Here is a 16,403-nt window from a genome sequence, read left to right as displayed (position 1 = left end):
CGCCGCAATGCCCTCCGCATCGCAACCAGTCAGCTCCGGGGCCGGTCTCCGGACTCGCGAGGGCGTCTTTCGACACCGGCCGTGGCGCCTTCCCATGCGGATGCACAGTGGCGGTGAGCCTGGGCCGGAACCGCCTGCGCGGTTCCACTCGCTTACCGTTGCGGGGGCAGTGCCGGAATGGCGCGGGTGCGTGTGCATCCCGCGGCGTCACCGGCTTCCCGTTTCAACCCGCCGGCAGGACGCCGCCGGGTCACCTCGAAGCGCGCGCAGTGTACGCGATCGGCGCGGCGAGGAAGCTTGGCTCAGTCCTCGTCGGGGCGCTCGGCGACGGTGTCGGCGGTCAGGACCGTGGTGCGCACCGGGCCGGCGGGCGGCTTGTTGCGCGGCGGCGGCAGGCCGGCGATCGCGGCTTCGGCGGCGGCGACCAGCTCGCTGCGGCGCTGTTCGGGCACTTCCTGCCAGTGGCAGTCGCACAGTGCACCTTCGATGGAGTACAGCAGGTTCAGGGTCGGCTTGAAGCCGGCGCGCTTGACCCGCATGAACGCCTCCACCGCCCCGGCCTCGGCGATCTCCTCGCGGGTGCGCAGGCCGACCTGGCGCAGCCACGCGGCCGACTTCGGCCCGATGTTGCGGAGCTTGGTGGCCTCGCTCATCCCAGCGACTCCAGGTAGACGCGGGCGATCGCCTCCATGCCGCGCTGGTCGTCCTCGTCGAAGCGGTTCGTCTTCGGGCTGTCGATGTCGAACACGCCGACCAGCGCATCGCCGCGCACCAGCGGCACCACCACTTCCGACCGCGAGGCCGAGTCGCAGGCGATATGGCCGGGGAACGCGTCGACGTCGGCGACGCGCTGGGTCCGGCGGGTGCTCGCCGCCGCGCCGCAGACGCCCTTGTCGAGCGGAATGCGCACGCACGCGGGTTGCCCCTGGAACGGTCCCACCACCAGCTCGCGCCCGTCGAAGAAATAGAAGCCGACCCAGTTGAGCTCCGGCAGGGCGTGGTAGACCAGCGCCGACAGGTTGGCGGCGTTGGCGATGCGGTCGGATTCGCCGGACAGCAGCGCGCGGGCCTGCGCGGCGAGCTCGGCGTATTGCTCCGGCTTGCTGCCGGACAGGGCGCTGGCGGTGAACATCGCGCGAGTGTAGCAGCGGCCGGCACGCGACTCGCGGCGGCCGAGTGCCTACGATGTGCGGATGCTGCCCTCCCATCTGTACGTGACCGGGACCGACACCGGTATCGGCAAATCCGTCGTATCCGCGGCGCTGCTGCACGCCCTGCGCGGCCGCGGCGACCACGCGGTCGGCATGAAGCCGGTCGCCAGCGGCTGCGAGTTCCTCGACGGTGCCTGGCGCAACGAGGACGCGCTGGCCCTGCAGGCCGCCAGCGACCCGCGGCCCTCGTACGCCGACGTCAATCCTTACGCGCTGCGCGCCCCGCTCGCCCCGGAACTGGCGCTGCGCGATGACGGCGTCGAGGTGTCACTCGCCCCGATCCTCGCCGCCTACCGGCGACTGGCGGCGCAGGCACCGCGTGTGGTGGTCGAAGGCGTCGGCGGCTGGGCGGCGCCACTGTCGGCCACGCTCGACCAGCTCGACCTGGTGCGCGCGCTGGACCTGCCGGTGGTGTTCGTGGTCGGGCTGCGGCTGGGCTGCATCAACCACGCACGCCTGACCCTGCGGGCGCTGGTGGCCGATGGCGTGCGGGTCGCGGGCTGGGTCGCCAACGGGGTGGATCCGGAGATGGCACGGGCCGACGACAATTTCGTGATCCTGCAGCAGCGCCTGGAAGCGCCGTGCTGGGGGCGGCTGCCGTACGCGGTGGATCCGGATCCGTCGGTGCTGGCCGGGCATCTGCGGTTGCCGCGGGACTGACCCGCGCATCCGGGCTCCGGTCAGCGCCGACGCAGCGCATTTCGCGCCACCGTAACCCCGCGGCGTTAGCGTTTCCGCCCTGCCACGCTGCCGTTGGCCGGACTGACTTCCGGCATGGGGACACGGCTTGCGGGCGTCCCTAAACTGCGCGGTACAAGAAATGGATGACGAGGCCTCCCCCATGCGCCGCAACCTGTTGTTCACCGGATTGTTCCTCGCCAGCGTGCTCGCACTGGCCGCCTGCGGCGACGACCCGGCCGCCGAAGGCGCGGCGGGAGCGGGCGGCGGCGCGATGCAACTGCCCGTCGAAACCGTGACCGTGCAGCCGCAACCGCTGGAAAGCGGCCTGCAGACCGTCGGCAGCCTGCGCGCCGACGAGTCGGTGGTGGTGCGGCCGGAAGTCGGCGGCCGCATCGAGCGTATCCATTTCGAGGAGGGTGGCCACGTCGAAGCCGGACAACCGCTGTTCAGCCTCGACGCCAGCCTGGCCCGCGCCAGCCTCAACGAGGCCGAGGCCAATCTCGAGAACAGCCGGCGCGCCAACGAGCGCGCGTCGGAGCTGGCCGGGGAGCAGCTGATCGCGCGCGCCGACTACGACCAGACCCGCGCCGCCTTCGCGGTCGACCAGGCCCGGGTGGCCTCCGCCCGCACGTCGCTGTCGAAAATGACCCTGCGCGCGCCGTTCTCCGGGCAGATCGGCCTGCGCGAGGTCAGCGTCGGCGATTTCGTCAGCATCGGCGAGGACCTGGTCACGCTGGTGCGGATGGACCCGATCGAAGTCGACTTCAGCGTGCCGGAAGGCGCCTTGCCGCAGGTGCGCTCCGGCCAGAAGATCAGCATCACCGTGGATGCCTTCCCCGGCGAAACGTTCGGCGGCAAGGTGGTCGCGATCGCCCCGGTGGTCGACATCAACAGCCGCAGCGTGCAGTTGCGCGCGCAGATCGCCAACCCCGACTTCAAGCTGCGCCCCGGCCAGTTCGCCAAGCTCACCCTCGACACCCGCGAAGGCGGCGAGGCGATCCTGGTGCCGGAGCAGGCGCTGATGCAGGAGGGCGAGACCCGCTTCGTGTTCACCGTAGTCGATGGCAAGGCGAAGAAGACCGTGGTCACCACCGGCCGCCGCGTGCCGGGCAAGGTGCAGGTGATCGAGGGCCTGCAGGCCGGCGACGTGGTGATCACCGCCGGCCAGGGCAAGCCGATGATGCAGGACGGCATGCCGGTGATGGTGCTGCCCGGCGCGCCCGAAGGTGCTCCGGCCGGCCCGAGCGGCACCGCGGATGGAGCGGCGGGCGCCGCGCCGACCGCACCGCCGGCGCCTGCGACGGAGTCCAACGAAACGTCCGCCGAGGACGCGCAGTAAGTCCCACCCGCGGCGCGCCTGTCGTGTGACGGTCGCGCCCGACACCGTGCCGCGCCCGAACCGCGCGCGTCGCCCGAATCCTCCGGCGCTCCGCGCCACCTTCCCGCCGACGGGAGGGACACAGCACCAGAGAGACGTCCATGGTCCTGTCCGACATCTCCATCCGCCGCCCCGTCTTCGCCACCGTGATCAACCTGGTGGTGCTGCTGCTGGGCATCATCGCCTACGACCGCCTGGCGGTGCGCCAGATCCCGAACGTCGACACCCCGGTGGTGACGGTCAACACCAGCTATCCCGGCGCCAGCGCGCAGGTGATCGAGTCGCAGGTGACCCAGCCGATCGAGGACGCGCTGTCGGGTGTCGAAGGCATCGAGTACATGCAGTCGGTCAGCCGCGAGCAGTCCAGCCAGGTGACCATCCGGTTCCGCCTCGACCGCGACCCGGACGGCGCCGCCAGCGACGTGCGCGACCGCGTAGCGCAGGCGCGCCAGCAACTGCCCGAGGAGGTCGACGAGCCGATCATCCAGAAGCAGGAGGCCGACGCCGAGCCGATCATCTTCCTGGCGTTCTCGTCCGACCAGCACTCGCAGGTGGAGATCGCCGACTACGCCGAGCGGCTGGTGAAGGACCGCATCCAGCAGATCCCCGGCGTCGCCCAGGCCCAGGTGTTCTCCAGTACCTATGCGATGCGCGTGTGGCTGCAGCCGCAGCGGCTGGCGGGTTTCGGCCTGACCCCGGCCGATGTCGAGCAGGCGCTGCGCAGCCAGAACGTGGAGATCCCGGCCGGTCGTGTCGAAGGCTCCGACCGCGAGTTCACCGTGCTGCCCGAGACCGACCTGCAGACGCCGGAGGAGTTCGGCGAAGTGATCCTCGGCGAGTCCAACGGCTACCTGGTCCGGCTCAGGGACGTCGCCACGATCGAACTCGGCGCGCAGCAGGAGCGTTTCCGCGCGCGCTACAACGGCATCAACGCGGTGCCGCTGGGCATCACCAAGCAGGCGGTGGCCAATCCGCTGGAGATCTCCGCCGCGCTCGAGGAGCTGATCCCGCAGATCCAGCGCACGCTGCCGGAAGGGCTCGAGCTGAACATCGCCTTCGACTCGACGATCTTCATCGAGAAGTCGATCGAGGAGGTCTACAAGACCGTGATCGAGGCGGTGCTGCTGGTGGTGGTGGTGATCTTCCTGTTCCTGCGCAGCTGGCGCGCGACGCTGATCCCGCTGGTGACGATCCCGGTGTCGCTGATCGGCGCGTTCGCGCTGATGCTGGCGTTCGGCTTCACCATCAACACCCTGACCCTGCTGGCGATGGTGCTGGCGATCGGCCTGGTGGTCGACGACGCGATCGTGATGCTGGAGAACATCTATCGGCACATCGAGGAAGGCATGCCGCCGTTCCAGGCGGCGCTGCAGGGCAGCAAGGAGATTGGCTTCGCCATCGTCGCGATGACGCTGACGCTGGCGGCGGTGTACGTGCCGCTGGCGTTCTCGACCGGCCGCACCGGCAAGCTGTTCGTCGAGTTCGCCCTGACCCTGGCCGGCGCGGTGCTGGTGTCGGGGTTCACCGCGCTGACGCTGTCGCCGATGATGTCGTCCAAGCTGCTGCGCCACGAAAAGAAGCACGGCCGCTTCTACGAGATGGGCGAGCGCGTGCTGCGCAAACTCGACGACGGCTACCGCGCGGTGCTGACGCGCGCCCTGAAGCTGCGCTGGGCGGTGGTGGGCGTCGGCGTCGGCGTGTTCGCGCTGGCGATCGTGCTGTTCATGACCCTGCCGCGCGAGCTGGCGCCGCAGGAGGACCAGGGCGTCATCATCGGCTTCGGCCAAGCGCCGGAAGGCTCCACCGTCGACTACACCGACCGCTACGCGCGGATGATGGAGCAGGGCTTCGCCAACGCGCCGTCGGTGGTCAGCTATTTCCAGCTGGTCGGCTTCCCGTCGGTCACCAACACGATCGGCTTCGTGATGCTGGAGGACTGGGACGAGCGCGACGTGTCGGTGCAGGAAGTGCAGGGTGCGCTGTTCCCGCAGTTCATGGGCATTCCCGGGATCATGGCGTTCCCGACCCTGCCGCCGCCGCTGGGGCAGGAAGGCTTCGGCCAGCCGGTCAACTTCGTCGTGCAGAGCACCGGTACCTGGGAGGAGCTCGGCGTCGTCGTGCAGAAGATGATGGCGAAGATGGCCGAGAACCCGAACCTGACCAATCCCGACAGCGACCTCAAGCTCAACAAGCCGCAGCTGAGCATCAGCGTCAACCGCGAGAAGGTCGCCGCGGTCGGCAGCGATGTCGCGACGGTTGGCCACACGCTCGAATCGCTGCTCGGCGGCCGCAACGTCACCCGCTTCAAGCGCGGCAGCGAGCAATACGACGTGATCGTGCAGGTAGAGGACGCCGACCGCCGCACCCCGGGCGACCTGTCCAACATCTACGTGCGCGGCGGCGACGGCCAGATGGTGCAGCTGTCCAACCTGGTCGACGTGACCGAAACGGTGGCGGCGAAGGAACTCAACCACTTCAACAAGCTGCGCTCGGCGACCATCAGCGCCGGCCTCGCGCCGGGCTACCCGATGGGCGAGGCGCTGGACTGGATGGAGGCGGCGCTGGCCGAGGTCGCGCCGGAGGCCACCTACGACCTGTCGGGCCAGAGCCGCGAGTTCCGCGAGTCGTCCAGCGACTTCGCGATGATCTTCGGGCTGGCGGTGGTGTTCATCTTCCTGGTGCTGGCCGCGCAGTTCGAGAGCTGGGTCGATCCGCTGGTGATCCTGCTGGCGGTGCCGCTGGCCGCGTTCGGCGCGTTCCTGGCGCTCAAGCTCAGCGGCGGCAGCTGGAACATCTATTCGCAGATCGGCCTGGTCACCCTGGTCGGCCTGATCGCCAAGCACGGCATCCTGATCGTCGAGTTCTCCAACCAGCTGCAGGAGCAGGGGCGCTCCAAGTTCGAGGCGGTGGTCGACGCCGCCGCCCTGCGCCTGCGGCCGATCCTGATGACCACCGGTGCCATGGTGCTCGGCTCGCTGCCGCTGGCGATCGCGTCCGGCGCCGGCGCCGAGGCGCGCAACCAGATCGGCTGGGTGATCGTCGGCGGCATGGGCATCGGCACCTTCTTCACCTTGTTCGTGGTGCCGGTGATGTACCTGCTGATCGGCCGCAACCACCAGAAGGCCGCGGCCGAGCAGGCGCGGATGGAAGCCGAACAGGCGGGTTGAGCGGTAAGGGAGGGCGTGCGGGGACGCCGGTCCCTGCAGGAGCGAACCAACAAAAAACCCGGCAGCTCGCGCTGCCGGGTTTCGTGTTCCTGCCGAGGCTGGAGAGAGAGACGGTCTTTACTTCGCCTGCTGGCCGGCGTTGCCAGCGGCCTTGGCGCCCTTGGTCGCGCTGGCGACATAGGCTTCGGTCTTGGCGGCGGCGGCGCGGGTGGCCTGCTCGACATTGGTCTGGGTGGTCCGCGCCGCGGCTTCGAACTGCGCCTTGGCGATCTGTGCGATCCGCTCGTTGGCCTGCACGGTGCGGGCGAGCACTTCCTGGCCGGTGGCGACGCCGCGCTCGAGGTTCTCGCGCGCGACCTGGGCGGCCTTCGGCAGCAGGTCCTTCAGGCCGTCGGCGTCACGGACCTCGGTGGCTTCGCTCCAGAACGTCAGCGTCGCGTTGGCGCGGTCCTCGACAGCGGCCAGCTGCAGGCCGAACACGGCCCCGGCATTGTCGAGGGCAAGGCGGTTGACCTGTGCCGCGGTCTCGGCGAACTGGCGCGTCGCGGCGGCGAACTGTTCGTTGAACTGCTGGTACATGGTGGGCTCCTGCAAGCGCCGACAGGGAATGCCGGTTTGTGCGGTGCAGCATAACCAAGGAATTGTTGCGATGCAACATCGGGCGCGCGGCGGGCATTCAGCAACGGCTTGCTCCAGCGGCTCAGGGATCGGGGCAAGCGCCCCGCGTTGTCCGGCGCGCTTTGAAGAAGAGCCCACTCGCCCTTGTAGGAGCGGCTTCAGCCGCGATCGGATCTCCGGCGTCGCCCGACTCCACGATCGCGGCTGAAGCCGCTCCTACAAAAAGCGCGGCCCGTATGGGACCAATCCGGTTCCGAGGACCAAGCCGACTGCCACGTCGACGACGGCTCACGCCCGTGAAGCGTGTCCCTCAACCGCGGTAGCGACACCCCGACGTGCAGGTCTCGTGCACGACCACCTCGCTGAGGAGAGGCAGCACCGGCCTCAACCGCTCCCAGATCCACACCGCGAGCCGCTCGCTGGTCGGATTCTCCAACCCTTCGATGTCGTTGAGGTAGTGGTGGTCGAGACGGTCGTAGAGCGGCTGGAACGCGCGCTTGACGTCGCCGAAGTCCATCACCCATCCGGTATCGGGACCGATCTCGCCGCGCAGGTGGATGTCCACCCGGAACGAGTGGCCGTGGAGTCGTGCGCACTTGTGCCCTTCCGGCACGTTCGGCAGGCGGTGCGCGGCTTCCAGGGTGAAGCTCTTGAAGATGTCGATCATCGCGTCATTGTACGGCGCGGCACTGCAGGGCCGGCCGGTGCCGCCAACGGAACAGGGAGACGCCTCAGGCGCCCACGCCGTGCGCATCGATCACGCCGGTGAAGATGCCGGCGGCGACCAGCCCGATCAGCGCGATCGACAGCACGATGCGGCGGGTCAGCGTGTTGACGGTGCGCTTGCTCCGCCCGGTGTCGACCAGCATGTAGTACAGCCCCGCGCCCAGGTTGTAGATGATCAGGCCGAGGAAGCCGATGATGAACAGCGTCTTCATCGGCCCGGGCTCCCGGTCGAGGCGGTGGCGAGGGTGGCCTGCCGCCCGCGTAGCCAGCGCCAGCGCAGCACGATCGCCGCGGTCATCACGGCCAGGAACAGGCCGTAGGAGATCGACGTCGCCAGGACCTGCTGCCACATGTGGCCGTACTGCGGATCGGCGTGGTCGATGCTCCAGTACATGCCCCACGCGGCCGCGGCGGTCGCCAGCACCAGGCTGGCGGTATCGAACGCCTTGCGCGCGAAAGTCCGCGGCTGGCGCGGGAACAGCCAGAACAGCACGGCCAGGATCGCGAACCAGGGCACGAACAGGATCAGGGCGAGATTGAGTTCAACCAGGGGGTTCATGGTGGGCATTCCACTACGGCAGGGTGGCAGGATAGGGCGACCGGATCAGCTGGCGTAGACTCAGAAATCCGCCGAAAAACCGTATCAGTGGCCATCGTTCAGACTGAGCGGACACCCGGAGGCCGATGAAGCGCTACGAAGCCCTCGCCGCGGAAGTGGCCGACTCGATCCGCCGCCGCGTGCTCAAGCCCGGCGACCGGCTGCCGTCGGTCCGCGAGGCCAGCGCGGCGCGCCAGGTCAGCCCGTCGACGGTGTTCCAGGCCTACTACCGGCTTGAGGCACAGGGTCTGGTCGAATCGCGCCCGCGCTCGGGCTACTACGTCACCCGCACCGCCGCCGTCCAGCCGCCCGAACCCGAGCACGCCTCCCGCCCCGATGGCGAGTCGCGCCGCGTCGATGTCAGCGACCTGGTGTTCGAGGTCATGCAGGCGTCGATGGTGCACGACGTCGTGCCGTTCGGCTCGGCGTTCCCGAGCCCGCTGCTGTTCCCACTCGACCGGCTCGGGCGCGCGCTGGCCACCACCGCGCCGCGGCTGGACCCGTGGGCCACGGTCGACGACCTCACTCCCGGCAACGCCGAGCTGCGGCGGCAGATTGCGCTGCGTTACCTGCTGGGAGGGATGCAGGTCGACGCCGACGGCATCGTCGTCACCAATGGCGCGCTGGAGGCATTGAACCTCTGCATCGGCGTGGTGACCTCGCCGGGCGACGCGGTGCTGGTCGAGTCGCCCTGCTTCTACGCCACCCTGCAGATCCTCGAGCGGCGCAACCTGCGTGCGATCGAGGTGCCGACCCACCCGCGCGAAGGCATCGACCTGGACGCGGTGGAAGCGGCGATCACACGCCACGCGCCGAAGGCGTGCTGGATCATGAGCAACTTCCAGAATCCGCTTGGCGCGAGCATGCCGACCGGGCGCAAGCGCGCGCTGGTCGAACTGCTGGCGCGGCACGGCATCCCGCTGATCGAGGACGACGTCTACGCCGAGCTGTACTTCGGCAGCGAGCGCCCGGTGCCGGCGAAAGCGTTCGACCGCGAAGGGCTGGTGATGCACTGCTCGTCGTTCTCCAAGAGCCTGGCGCCGGGGTACCGGATCGGCTGGGTCGCCGGCGGGCGCTTCGCCGGACGGATCGCGCGGCACAAGCTCACCACCACCCTCAACACCAACGTGCCTTCGCAACTGGCGCTGGCCCACTACCTGCAGCGCGGCGGGTTCGACCGCCACCTGCGACGGCTGCGCAAGACCCTGGCGGCGCAGCAGGCGGAATGCCTCGGGCTGGTGGCGCGACACTTCCCGCGCGGCACCCGGGTGACCCGGCCGGCCGGCGGCTACTTCCTCTGGCTGGAACTGCCCGCCGGGGCCGACGCGTTGGCGATCCAGCGGCAGGCGATCGCGCAGTCGATCAGCATCGCGCCGGGGCCGGTGTTCTCCGCCAGCCGCGGTTTCGGCCACTGTCTGCGGCTCAATTGCGGGCACCCGCTCACCGGGCGGGCGCCGGCCGCGCTGGCGAAACTGGGGCAGCTCGCGCGCGGTGCGGGGTAGTCCGGCGTGGCATGCGTCGGCGTATGGAAACGCGCGTTGACCGGCGTCAACACACGTTTCGCGGCAAACCGGCAGAATCACGGTTTGTGATGACTGCGGGTTGCCTGTGCCTGACCAGATGAATCGTCCTTCCTCCTTCGACTACGACCAGTTGCTGGCCTGCGCCCGCGGCGAAATGTTCGGCCCCGGCAACGCCAAGCTGCCGGCGCCGCCGATGCTGATGTTCGATCGCATCACCGAGATCTCCACCGAAGGTGGCAAGTACGGCAAGGGCGTGATCCGCGCCGAACTCGATATCCGCCCGGACCTGTGGTTCTTCCAGTGCCACTTTGAAGGCGATCCGGTGATGCCGGGCTGCCTCGGCGTCGACGCGATGTGGCAGCTGTGCGGGTTCTACCTGCCGTGGCTGGGCGAGCCGGGGCGCGGGCGCGCGCTCGGCGTCGGACAGGTCAAGTTCACCGGCCAGGTGTTGCCCGACGCCAAGGTAGTGTCGTACGAGATCGACATCCGCCGGGTGATGCGCGGCAAGCTGGCACTGGTGATCGGCGATGGTCGCACCCTGGTCGACGGTCGCGAGATCTACACGGCCTCCGACCTTAGAGTGGGCCTGTTCACTTCGACGGAAGGGTTCTGAGCATGGGCGCAGCAGTCAATTCCGCCGCCACCGGCCCGCGCCGCGTCGTCGTGACCGGCATGGGCGTGGTGTCGTGCATCGGCAACGCCGCGGCCAGCGTCACCGAGTCGCTGCGCAAGCTGCGCTCGGGTATCCGCTTCGTCCCCGAGTACGCCGAGATGGGCCTGCGCAGCCACGTCGCCGGCGTGCCGCAGATCGACCTGGTCGAGCAGATCGACCGCAAGCTCAAGCGCTTCATGGGCGACGCCGCGGCCTACGCCTACGTGGCGATGCGCGACGCGATCGCCGGCGCCGGCCTCGGCGACGAGCAGGTGCGTGGCGAACGCAGCGGCCTGATCGCCGGTTCCGGCGGCGGTTCGCCGGAATGGCAGATCGCCACCGGCGACCTGATGCGCGACAAGGGCGTGCGCAAGGTCGGGCCGTACATGGTGCCGCGTACGATGGGCTCGACCGTCTCGGCGGCATTGTCGACGGCGTTCGGCATCCGCGGCCTGAGCTATTCGATCTCCGCCGCCTGCGCGACCTCGGCGCACTGCATCGGCGCGGCGGCCGACCTGATCCGCCACGGCGTCAAGGACGTGATGTTCGCCGGGGGCGGCGAGGAACTGCACTGGGGCATGACCTCGCAGTTCGACGCGATGGGCGCGTTGTCGACCAGGCACAACGACACGCCGGAGTCGGCTTCGCGGCCGTACGACGTGGATCGCGACGGTTTCGTCATCGCCGGCGGCGGCGGCATGCTGGTCCTCGAGGAGTACGAACACGCGAAGGCGCGCGGCGCGGAGATCATCGCCGAGCTGGTCGGCTACGGCGTCACCTCCGACGGCGTCGACATGGTCGCGCCGTCGGGCGAGGGCGCGGTGCGCTGCATGAAGCAGGCGCTGGCGGGGCTGGATGGCCGCGAAGTCGGCCCGATCGACTACCTCAACACCCACGGCACCTCGACGCCGGTCGGCGACGTGGTCGAACTGGGCGCGGTGCGCGAGGTGTTCGGCGGGGACGTACCGCCGCTGTCGTCGACGAAGGCGCTGACCGGCCATTCGCTTGGCGCGGCCAGCGTGCACGAGGCGATCTACTGCCTGCTGATGATGCGCGGCGGCTTCATGGCCGGCTCGGCCAACATCGAGAACCTCGACCCCAAGGCCGAGGGCTTCCCGGTCCTGCGCGAGAGCCGCGAGGCGACGCTGAAGACGGTGATGTCCAACAGCTTCGGCTTCGGCGGCACCAACGCGACCCTGGTGTTTTCCCGCGCCGATTGAACGTAATGGCGGTGGCGCGTCGGCATCGACCGCCACCCGCCGACCCATTGCCGGGTGCCCGGTCCGCGTGGAACGCGGACGCGGCACGTTATCGCCATCGATTTCGACCGGACCGGCAACGTGCCATCCAGTGCGCGTGAGCAATTCGGCGGGTGCCGCGTGGCACGATAGCGGCCATGGCCGAATCGAACGTTCTGGACCTCGTCCGCCTGCGTCGCGGGTGTGCGCAATGCTCGCTGCAGCAGCTGTGCCTGCCGGCCGGCATCAGCGGGCAGGAGCTCGTGCAGCTCGACGACATCGTGCGTCGCAAACGCCCGCTCGAACGCGGCGAACGCCTGTTCCGCCCCGGCGACCGGCTTGCGTCCGTGTACGTCGCGCGCGACGGTGCGTTCAAGACGGTCAGGGTCGACGAGAACGGCGAGGAACAGGTGGTCGGCTTCCATCTCCCCGGCGAACTGATCGGTCTGGACGCGCTCGGCGGCGGCGAACACCGCTGCGAGGCGATCGCCCTGACCACCGCCAACGTATGCGAGGTGCCGTTCGACCAGCTCGCCACCGTCGCCGCGCAACTGCCGAGCCTGCAGCACCAGCTGCTGCGCGTGATCGGCCAGAGCCTCAACCGCGACCAGGAACACATGGGCATGCTGGTGCGCCGCCAGGCGAACGAGCGCATCGCGCTGTTCCTGCACGGACTGGGCGAGCGGCTGCGCAACATCGGCCAGTCGAGCACCACCATGAAGCTGCCGATGAGCCGCGAGGACATCGCCCGCTTCCTCGGGCTCGCCCTGGAAACGGTCAGTCGCGGGTTCACCCGGTTGCAGGAGGACGGGGTGATCGCAGTGGTCGGGCGGCGGGTGGAGGTGCTCAACGCCGCCGAGCTGGAACGGCTGGCGCACGGTGCCGAGCAGGGCAGTGCCGCACCGCGCCGGGCGCGGTCGTAAGGCCGACGGGCGGGATCGCCTGCGATACCGCTGGGCAGACACCGGGCGGGAGATGGCCGGTTCCCGACCCGCGCCGCTCCAGTTCCCTGTAGGAGCGACGTCAGTCGCGACCCACTGACACCGCAACCCGCTTCGATTCACGCGGAGCAGCCTCCGCGCGCACGGGTCCGCGTCGAGCACGGCGGGACGACAAGTAGGTGAATCGCGACCGACATCGCTCCTGCATTCCCGGTACCCGTGCGTCACACCGCGCGCGGCAAACAACCCAGCGCGGCCAGCCAGCCGTGCACCGCCGGCACCTGCATCAGCCACGGCGAAGCGATGGTCAACACGCCGGCGGCCAGCACCAGCGTGGCGGCCGCATGGCGCCAGCCGCGCCGCTGCAGGCGCTGGCCCAGGCGCGCGCCGGACCAGGTAAGTGGCAGCATCAGCGGCAGGGTGCCCAGGCCGAACGCCGCCATCGTCAGCGCGCCGTTGCGGGCATCGGCCTGCAACCAGGCGGCGGCCAGCAGGGTGGTGCTCAGACCGCACGGCATCCAGCCCCACAACATGCCCAGCCCGATCCGTTTGACCGGTGTGTCGGCCGGCAGCAGGCGGCGCTGGACCGGGCGCAGCCAGCGCCACACACCGGCCCCGGGACGAGGCAGGAAGCGCAGCCGGCCGCGCTGGTCGAACAACCGCAGCGCGACCACCACCAGCACCAGCCCGACCGCGGCGCGCGCGCCCCATGCCAGCCAGTCCAGCGATGCCAGGTCGACGATGCCGTGGCCGAGGCCGCCTGCGATCGCGCCGGCCAGCGTGTATCCGAGCACGCGCCCGGCGTTGGGCTCGAGCGCGGCGATCCAGCCGCCGCGCCCGCCGGCGGCGGAGAAGCCGGTGGCGATGCCGCCGCACATCGCGGCGCAATGCGCGCCGCCGAGCACGCCGCTGATCAGCGCGGCGCCGAGCGTCAGCCAGTCAATCGGCATCGTGCCGGCCCTCCGGCTTCCTGGCCGGGGCGTCGCCAGCCGTCGCCGGGTCAGCGGCCGGCATGGCGGCCCGCGACGCGCCCGCCTCCGGCACAGGCACCAGTTCAACGCCACCGTCGGTGCCGGCCGACAGGCGCGCACGCCGTGCCGCACGCTCGTGCGGGTCGTCGCGCAGGATGTCGATCGCGGGGGTGTCGAGGTCTTCGAACTGGCCGCGCCGCACCGCCCAGGTGAACGCCCACGCGGCGGCGGCGAGCAGCAGCAGGCTCAGCGGGATCATCAGCAGCAGGATGTTCATGGCGTCGGCTCCGGTGCCGGAATGCGCGCCAGCCGCAGCGCGTTGGCGGTGACCACCAGCGACGACAGCGCCATGCCCAGCGCGGCGATCCACGGCGTCACCAGCCCGGCCGCCGCCAGCGGCAGCGCGAGCAGGTTGTAGGCGCTCGCCCACGCGAGGTTCTGCCGGATCACCCGGCGGGTCCGGCGCGCGACCGTGATCGCCCGTGGCACGCGCGACAGCGAATGGCCGGTCAGCACCAGGTCGGCCGCCCGCTGCGCCAGCGCCGCGCCGTCGGCCACCGCGAGCGAGACGTCGGCGCCGGCGAGCACCGGCGCGTCGTTGAGGCCGTCGCCGACCATCGCGACCACCCGCCCCTCGGCCTGCAGCGCGCGCGCGAAGGCCAGCTTGTCTTCGGGGCTCTGCCGTGCGTGGGCGCGGTCGATGCCGACGTCCGTGGCGAAGCGCTGCACCGGCGCCGCGGCGTCGCCGCTGGACAGGTGCACGGCGAGGCCGGCGCCCGCCAGCGCAGCCACGGTATCGCGTGCGTCGGGCCGTTCGGACTCCCGCAGGGTGAATCGCGCGATCGCCCGCTCACCGTCGCCGAGCCACAACCGGCCGTCGTCGCCGGTGCCGGCGGCGAAGTCGGAGCGGCCGAGCCGCCAGTGTCGTCCATCGACCGTGCCGGCCACGCCGTGTCCCGCGACCGCGTGCAGGTCGGTGGCCGCCGGCGCATCGTCGACACCGGCGAACGCCTGCGCGATCGGGTGGCCGCTGTCGCGCTCCAGCGCCGCGGCGATGCCGAGCACCTGCGCCGCCTCGAATCCGTCGAACGCCTCCACCTGCGCCAGCGCCGGGCGCCCGTCGCTGAGGGTGCCGGTCTTGTCGAACACCACGTCGGTGGCCTGCGCGAGCCGGTCCAGCGCGTTGTCGCGCACCGCCAGCACACCGATGCGTGCCAGCGCACCGTGCGCGGCGGCCAAGGCGGCCGGTACCGCCAGCGACAGCGCGCACGGACAACTGATGATCAGCAGCGACAGGGTCACCTCGAACGCGCGCGCCGGGTCGTGGATGCGCCAGCCGATGAACACCGCGACGGTCGCCAGCAGCAGGCCGGCGACAAAACGGTGGGCCACCCGGTCGGCGGCGACCGCGAGCGCCGGCCGTTGCGCCTGCGCACGCTCGACCAGCCGGGTGAGCTGCGACAGCCGGGTGCGGCTGCCGGTGCCGGTGACCCGCAGCCGCGCCGGCTGCTCGCGGCAGACCGTGCCGGCGTAGACCGCCGCGCCGGCGGCCCTGGCGACCGGGTGCGGTTCGCCGGTCAGCAGCGCCTCCTCGAAGCGCGCCGGGGCCAGCAGCTCGCCGTCGGCGGGCACCACCTCGCCGACCGCGACGCAGGCGACGTCGCCGACCGCCAGTGCCGCCAGCGGCACCGACTCGCGGCGGCCGTCGGACGTCTCGCGGGTGGCGAACGCCGGCCGCGCCCGCGCCAGCGCGTCGACCTGGGCGCTGGCGATGCCACGCGCGCGCTGCTCCAGCATGCGCGCCGCCAGCAGCAGGAACACGAACATCACCGCGGCGTCGTACCAGACGTGCGCGCCGCCGCGGACGGTCTCTAACACGCTCGCGCCCCAGGCCAGCAGGGTCGAGCCGGCGATCAGCAGCTCCATGCCGAGGCGGCGCTGGCGCAACTCGCGCCACGCGCCTTCGATGAACGGCCAACCGGCGTAGAACACCACCGGGGTCGACACGAGGAAGGTGACCCAACGGAAGAAATCGCGGGTCGGCAGCGACATGGTGTTGCCGAAATCGAGGTACAGCGCCTCGGCCAGCATCATCGCCTGCATCGAACCGAGCCCGGCGATGCCGATGCGGATCAGGTCGCGGTTGCGCTCGCGACGGCGCTCGGCCTCGCGCGCCTGCCCGCCGGCGAGGTACGGCCGGTAGCCGAGCGTGACCAGCTGATGCAGCACGCCCGACAACGTGGAGACCGTCGGGTCCCAGGCCAGCCGTATGCGGCCGGTGACCGCGTTGGCGCTGGCCTCCAGCACGCCCGGCTGGCGCGCCAGCGCACGGTCGATCAGCCACGCGCAGGCGGCGCAGCGCATGCCGTCGGTCAGCAGGGTGATCTCGCGGCCGCCGTCGATGTCGTGGGCGTGCTCGGCCAGCAGCTCGTCGCGGTCCCAGACGCCGAGATCGACCGGCTCGGTGGCGACGCGCGCGGCGCGTTCGCTGCGCAGGCGGTAGTAGTCGCCGAGGTCGGCGTCGCCGATCCACCGCGCGGCGGCGGCGCAGCCCTCGCAGCAGAACGCGTGCAGCTCGCCCTCGAACGCCACCCGCGCCGGGTTCGCCGGCAGCACCTCGCCGCAATGGTGGCAGTCGCCACCGGCGACGGCGCCGGAAACGTCGAGCACCGTCGCGCGGGTCAGGGTTGCCGCCACGA

Annotated in this window: 16 protein-coding genes and 1 riboswitch; of the genes, 7 read left to right on the top strand and 9 right to left on the bottom strand. The window is 70.7% G+C overall.

Annotated features, from left to right (window positions below):
* Window positions 1-22: 22 nt before the first annotated feature.
* Window positions 23-273: riboswitch (cobalamin riboswitch) on the bottom strand.
* A gap of 29 nt (window positions 274-302) precedes the next feature.
* The gene (locus U8331_RS12970; RefSeq protein ID WP_481131428.1) at window positions 303-653 is read right to left on the bottom strand and encodes a TfoX/Sxy family protein; all 351 of its coding nucleotides are present in this window, start codon (window positions 651-653) and stop codon (window positions 303-305) included.
* Window positions 650-1,132 (bottom strand): GAF domain-containing protein, encoded by a 483-nt coding sequence (locus U8331_RS12965; RefSeq protein WP_481131427.1) that lies wholly within the window; start codon window positions 1,130-1,132, stop codon window positions 650-652. Before U8331_RS12965 ends, U8331_RS12970 begins: the two co-directional genes overlap by 4 nt.
* Window positions 1,133-1,193: 61 nt before the next feature.
* Here U8331_RS12965 and bioD point away from each other — a divergent pair, with 61 nt between their 5' ends.
* The 3 genes from bioD (at window position 1,194) to U8331_RS12950 (ending at window position 6,437) form a co-directional block, all read left to right on the top strand.
* Window positions 1,194-1,871: a dethiobiotin synthase gene (gene bioD, locus U8331_RS12960; protein ID WP_481131426.1), complete on the top strand. Its 678-nt coding sequence runs from the start codon at window positions 1,194-1,196 to the stop codon at window positions 1,869-1,871.
* Between the two features lie 181 nt (window positions 1,872-2,052).
* Window positions 2,053-3,231, top strand: coding sequence for an efflux RND transporter periplasmic adaptor subunit (locus U8331_RS12955; protein WP_481131425.1), 1,179 nt, complete (start codon window positions 2,053-2,055; stop codon window positions 3,229-3,231).
* A gap of 140 nt (window positions 3,232-3,371) precedes the next feature.
* Window positions 3,372-6,437 (top strand): efflux RND transporter permease subunit, encoded by a 3,066-nt coding sequence (locus U8331_RS12950; RefSeq protein WP_481131424.1) that lies wholly within the window; start codon window positions 3,372-3,374, stop codon window positions 6,435-6,437.
* A 117-nt stretch (window positions 6,438-6,554) separates the two neighbouring features.
* Here the strand turns inward: U8331_RS12950 and U8331_RS12945 are convergent, their stop codons facing one another.
* The 4 genes from U8331_RS12945 to U8331_RS12930 form a co-directional block, all read right to left on the bottom strand.
* Window positions 6,555-7,016 (bottom strand): phasin family protein, encoded by a 462-nt coding sequence (locus U8331_RS12945; protein WP_481131423.1) that lies wholly within the window; start codon window positions 7,014-7,016, stop codon window positions 6,555-6,557.
* A 349-nt stretch (window positions 7,017-7,365) separates the two neighbouring features.
* Window positions 7,366-7,719, bottom strand: coding sequence for a 6-carboxytetrahydropterin synthase QueD (gene queD, locus U8331_RS12940; protein WP_481132990.1), 354 nt, complete (start codon window positions 7,717-7,719; stop codon window positions 7,366-7,368).
* A gap of 67 nt (window positions 7,720-7,786) precedes the next feature.
* The gene (locus tag U8331_RS12935; RefSeq protein WP_481131422.1) at window positions 7,787-7,993 is read right to left on the bottom strand and encodes a DUF2909 domain-containing protein; all 207 of its coding nucleotides are present in this window, start codon (window positions 7,991-7,993) and stop codon (window positions 7,787-7,789) included.
* Window positions 7,990-8,340 carry a hypothetical protein gene (locus U8331_RS12930; RefSeq protein WP_481131421.1) on the bottom strand — a complete coding sequence of 117 codons (351 nt, stop codon included), beginning with the start codon at window positions 8,338-8,340 and terminating at the stop codon, window positions 7,990-7,992. Before U8331_RS12930 ends, U8331_RS12935 begins: the two co-directional genes overlap by 4 nt.
* A gap of 125 nt (window positions 8,341-8,465) precedes the next feature.
* On the opposite strand from U8331_RS12930, the gene U8331_RS12925 reads away from it, so the two are divergent.
* The 4 genes from U8331_RS12925 to fnr all read left to right on the top strand — a co-directional run bounded on the left by U8331_RS12925 (window position 8,466) and on the right by fnr (window position 12,715).
* On the top strand, window positions 8,466-9,881 hold the full coding sequence (locus tag U8331_RS12925) for an aminotransferase-like domain-containing protein (protein ID WP_481131420.1): 1,416 nt from the start codon (window positions 8,466-8,468) through the stop codon (window positions 9,879-9,881).
* A 118-nt stretch (window positions 9,882-9,999) separates the two neighbouring features.
* A complete protein-coding gene (gene fabA / locus U8331_RS12920; RefSeq protein ID WP_481131419.1) occupies window positions 10,000-10,515 on the top strand; it encodes a 3-hydroxyacyl-[acyl-carrier-protein] dehydratase FabA in 516 nt (171 codons plus the stop codon).
* Window positions 10,516-10,517: 2 nt separating this feature from the next.
* Window positions 10,518-11,774, top strand: a complete 1,257-nt coding sequence (gene fabB, locus U8331_RS12915; protein WP_481131418.1) for a beta-ketoacyl-ACP synthase I — start codon at window positions 10,518-10,520, stop codon at window positions 11,772-11,774.
* A gap of 176 nt (window positions 11,775-11,950) precedes the next feature.
* The gene (fnr, locus tag U8331_RS12910; protein WP_481131417.1) at window positions 11,951-12,715 is read left to right on the top strand and encodes a fumarate/nitrate reduction transcriptional regulator Fnr; all 765 of its coding nucleotides are present in this window, start codon (window positions 11,951-11,953) and stop codon (window positions 12,713-12,715) included.
* A gap of 242 nt (window positions 12,716-12,957) precedes the next feature.
* Here the strand turns inward: fnr and U8331_RS12905 are convergent, their stop codons facing one another.
* The 3 genes from U8331_RS12905 to U8331_RS12895 are packed head-to-tail and all read right to left on the bottom strand — an operon-like array spanning window position 12,958 to window position 16,401.
* Complete coding sequence (locus U8331_RS12905) at window positions 12,958-13,683, bottom strand: sulfite exporter TauE/SafE family protein (RefSeq protein WP_481131416.1); 726 nt, start codon at window positions 13,681-13,683, stop codon at window positions 12,958-12,960.
* Window positions 13,673-13,981, bottom strand: a complete 309-nt coding sequence (gene ccoS, locus U8331_RS12900) for a cbb3-type cytochrome oxidase assembly protein CcoS (protein WP_481131415.1) — start codon at window positions 13,979-13,981, stop codon at window positions 13,673-13,675. Before ccoS ends, U8331_RS12905 begins: the two co-directional genes overlap by 11 nt.
* Window positions 13,978-16,401 carry a heavy metal translocating P-type ATPase gene (locus U8331_RS12895; RefSeq protein ID WP_481131414.1) on the bottom strand — a complete coding sequence of 808 codons (2,424 nt, stop codon included), beginning with the start codon at window positions 16,399-16,401 and terminating at the stop codon, window positions 13,978-13,980. Before U8331_RS12895 ends, ccoS begins: the two co-directional genes overlap by 4 nt.
* Between the last annotated feature and the right edge of the window lie 2 nt (window positions 16,402-16,403).

The sequence above is a fragment of the Lysobacter sp. CC-YZS074 genome, assembly GCF_056739745.1.
The sequence above is the reverse complement of the archived record's forward strand: the minus strand, read 5'-3'. Positions and strand labels throughout refer to the sequence as shown.

Coding starts and splice junctions, on each gene's coding strand:
- fabB (WP_481131418.1), top strand. CDS start 10,518: ATGGGCGCAGCAGTCAATTCCGCCGCCACCGGCCCGCGCCGCGTCGTC.
- U8331_RS12925 (WP_481131420.1), top strand. CDS start 8,466: ATGAAGCGCTACGAAGCCCTCGCCGCGGAAGTGGCCGACTCGATCCGC.
- U8331_RS12930 (WP_481131421.1), bottom strand. CDS start 8,340: ATGAACCCCCTGGTTGAACTCAATCTCGCCCTGATCCTGTTCGTGCCC.
- bioD (WP_481131426.1), top strand. CDS start 1,194: ATGCTGCCCTCCCATCTGTACGTGACCGGGACCGACACCGGTATCGGC.
- fabA (WP_481131419.1), top strand. CDS start 10,000: ATGAATCGTCCTTCCTCCTTCGACTACGACCAGTTGCTGGCCTGCGCC.
- U8331_RS12945 (WP_481131423.1), bottom strand. CDS start 7,016: ATGTACCAGCAGTTCAACGAACAGTTCGCCGCCGCGACGCGCCAGTTC.
- U8331_RS12965 (WP_481131427.1), bottom strand. CDS start 1,132: ATGTTCACCGCCAGCGCCCTGTCCGGCAGCAAGCCGGAGCAATACGCC.
- U8331_RS12935 (WP_481131422.1), bottom strand. CDS start 7,993: ATGAAGACGCTGTTCATCATCGGCTTCCTCGGCCTGATCATCTACAAC.
- U8331_RS12955 (WP_481131425.1), top strand. CDS start 2,053: ATGCGCCGCAACCTGTTGTTCACCGGATTGTTCCTCGCCAGCGTGCTC.
- ccoS (WP_481131415.1), bottom strand. CDS start 13,981: ATGAACATCCTGCTGCTGATGATCCCGCTGAGCCTGCTGCTGCTCGCC.
- fnr (WP_481131417.1), top strand. CDS start 11,951: ATGGCCGAATCGAACGTTCTGGACCTCGTCCGCCTGCGTCGCGGGTGT.
- U8331_RS12905 (WP_481131416.1), bottom strand. CDS start 13,683: ATGCCGATTGACTGGCTGACGCTCGGCGCCGCGCTGATCAGCGGCGTG.
- U8331_RS12950 (WP_481131424.1), top strand. CDS start 3,372: ATGGTCCTGTCCGACATCTCCATCCGCCGCCCCGTCTTCGCCACCGTG.
- U8331_RS12970 (WP_481131428.1), bottom strand. CDS start 653: ATGAGCGAGGCCACCAAGCTCCGCAACATCGGGCCGAAGTCGGCCGCG.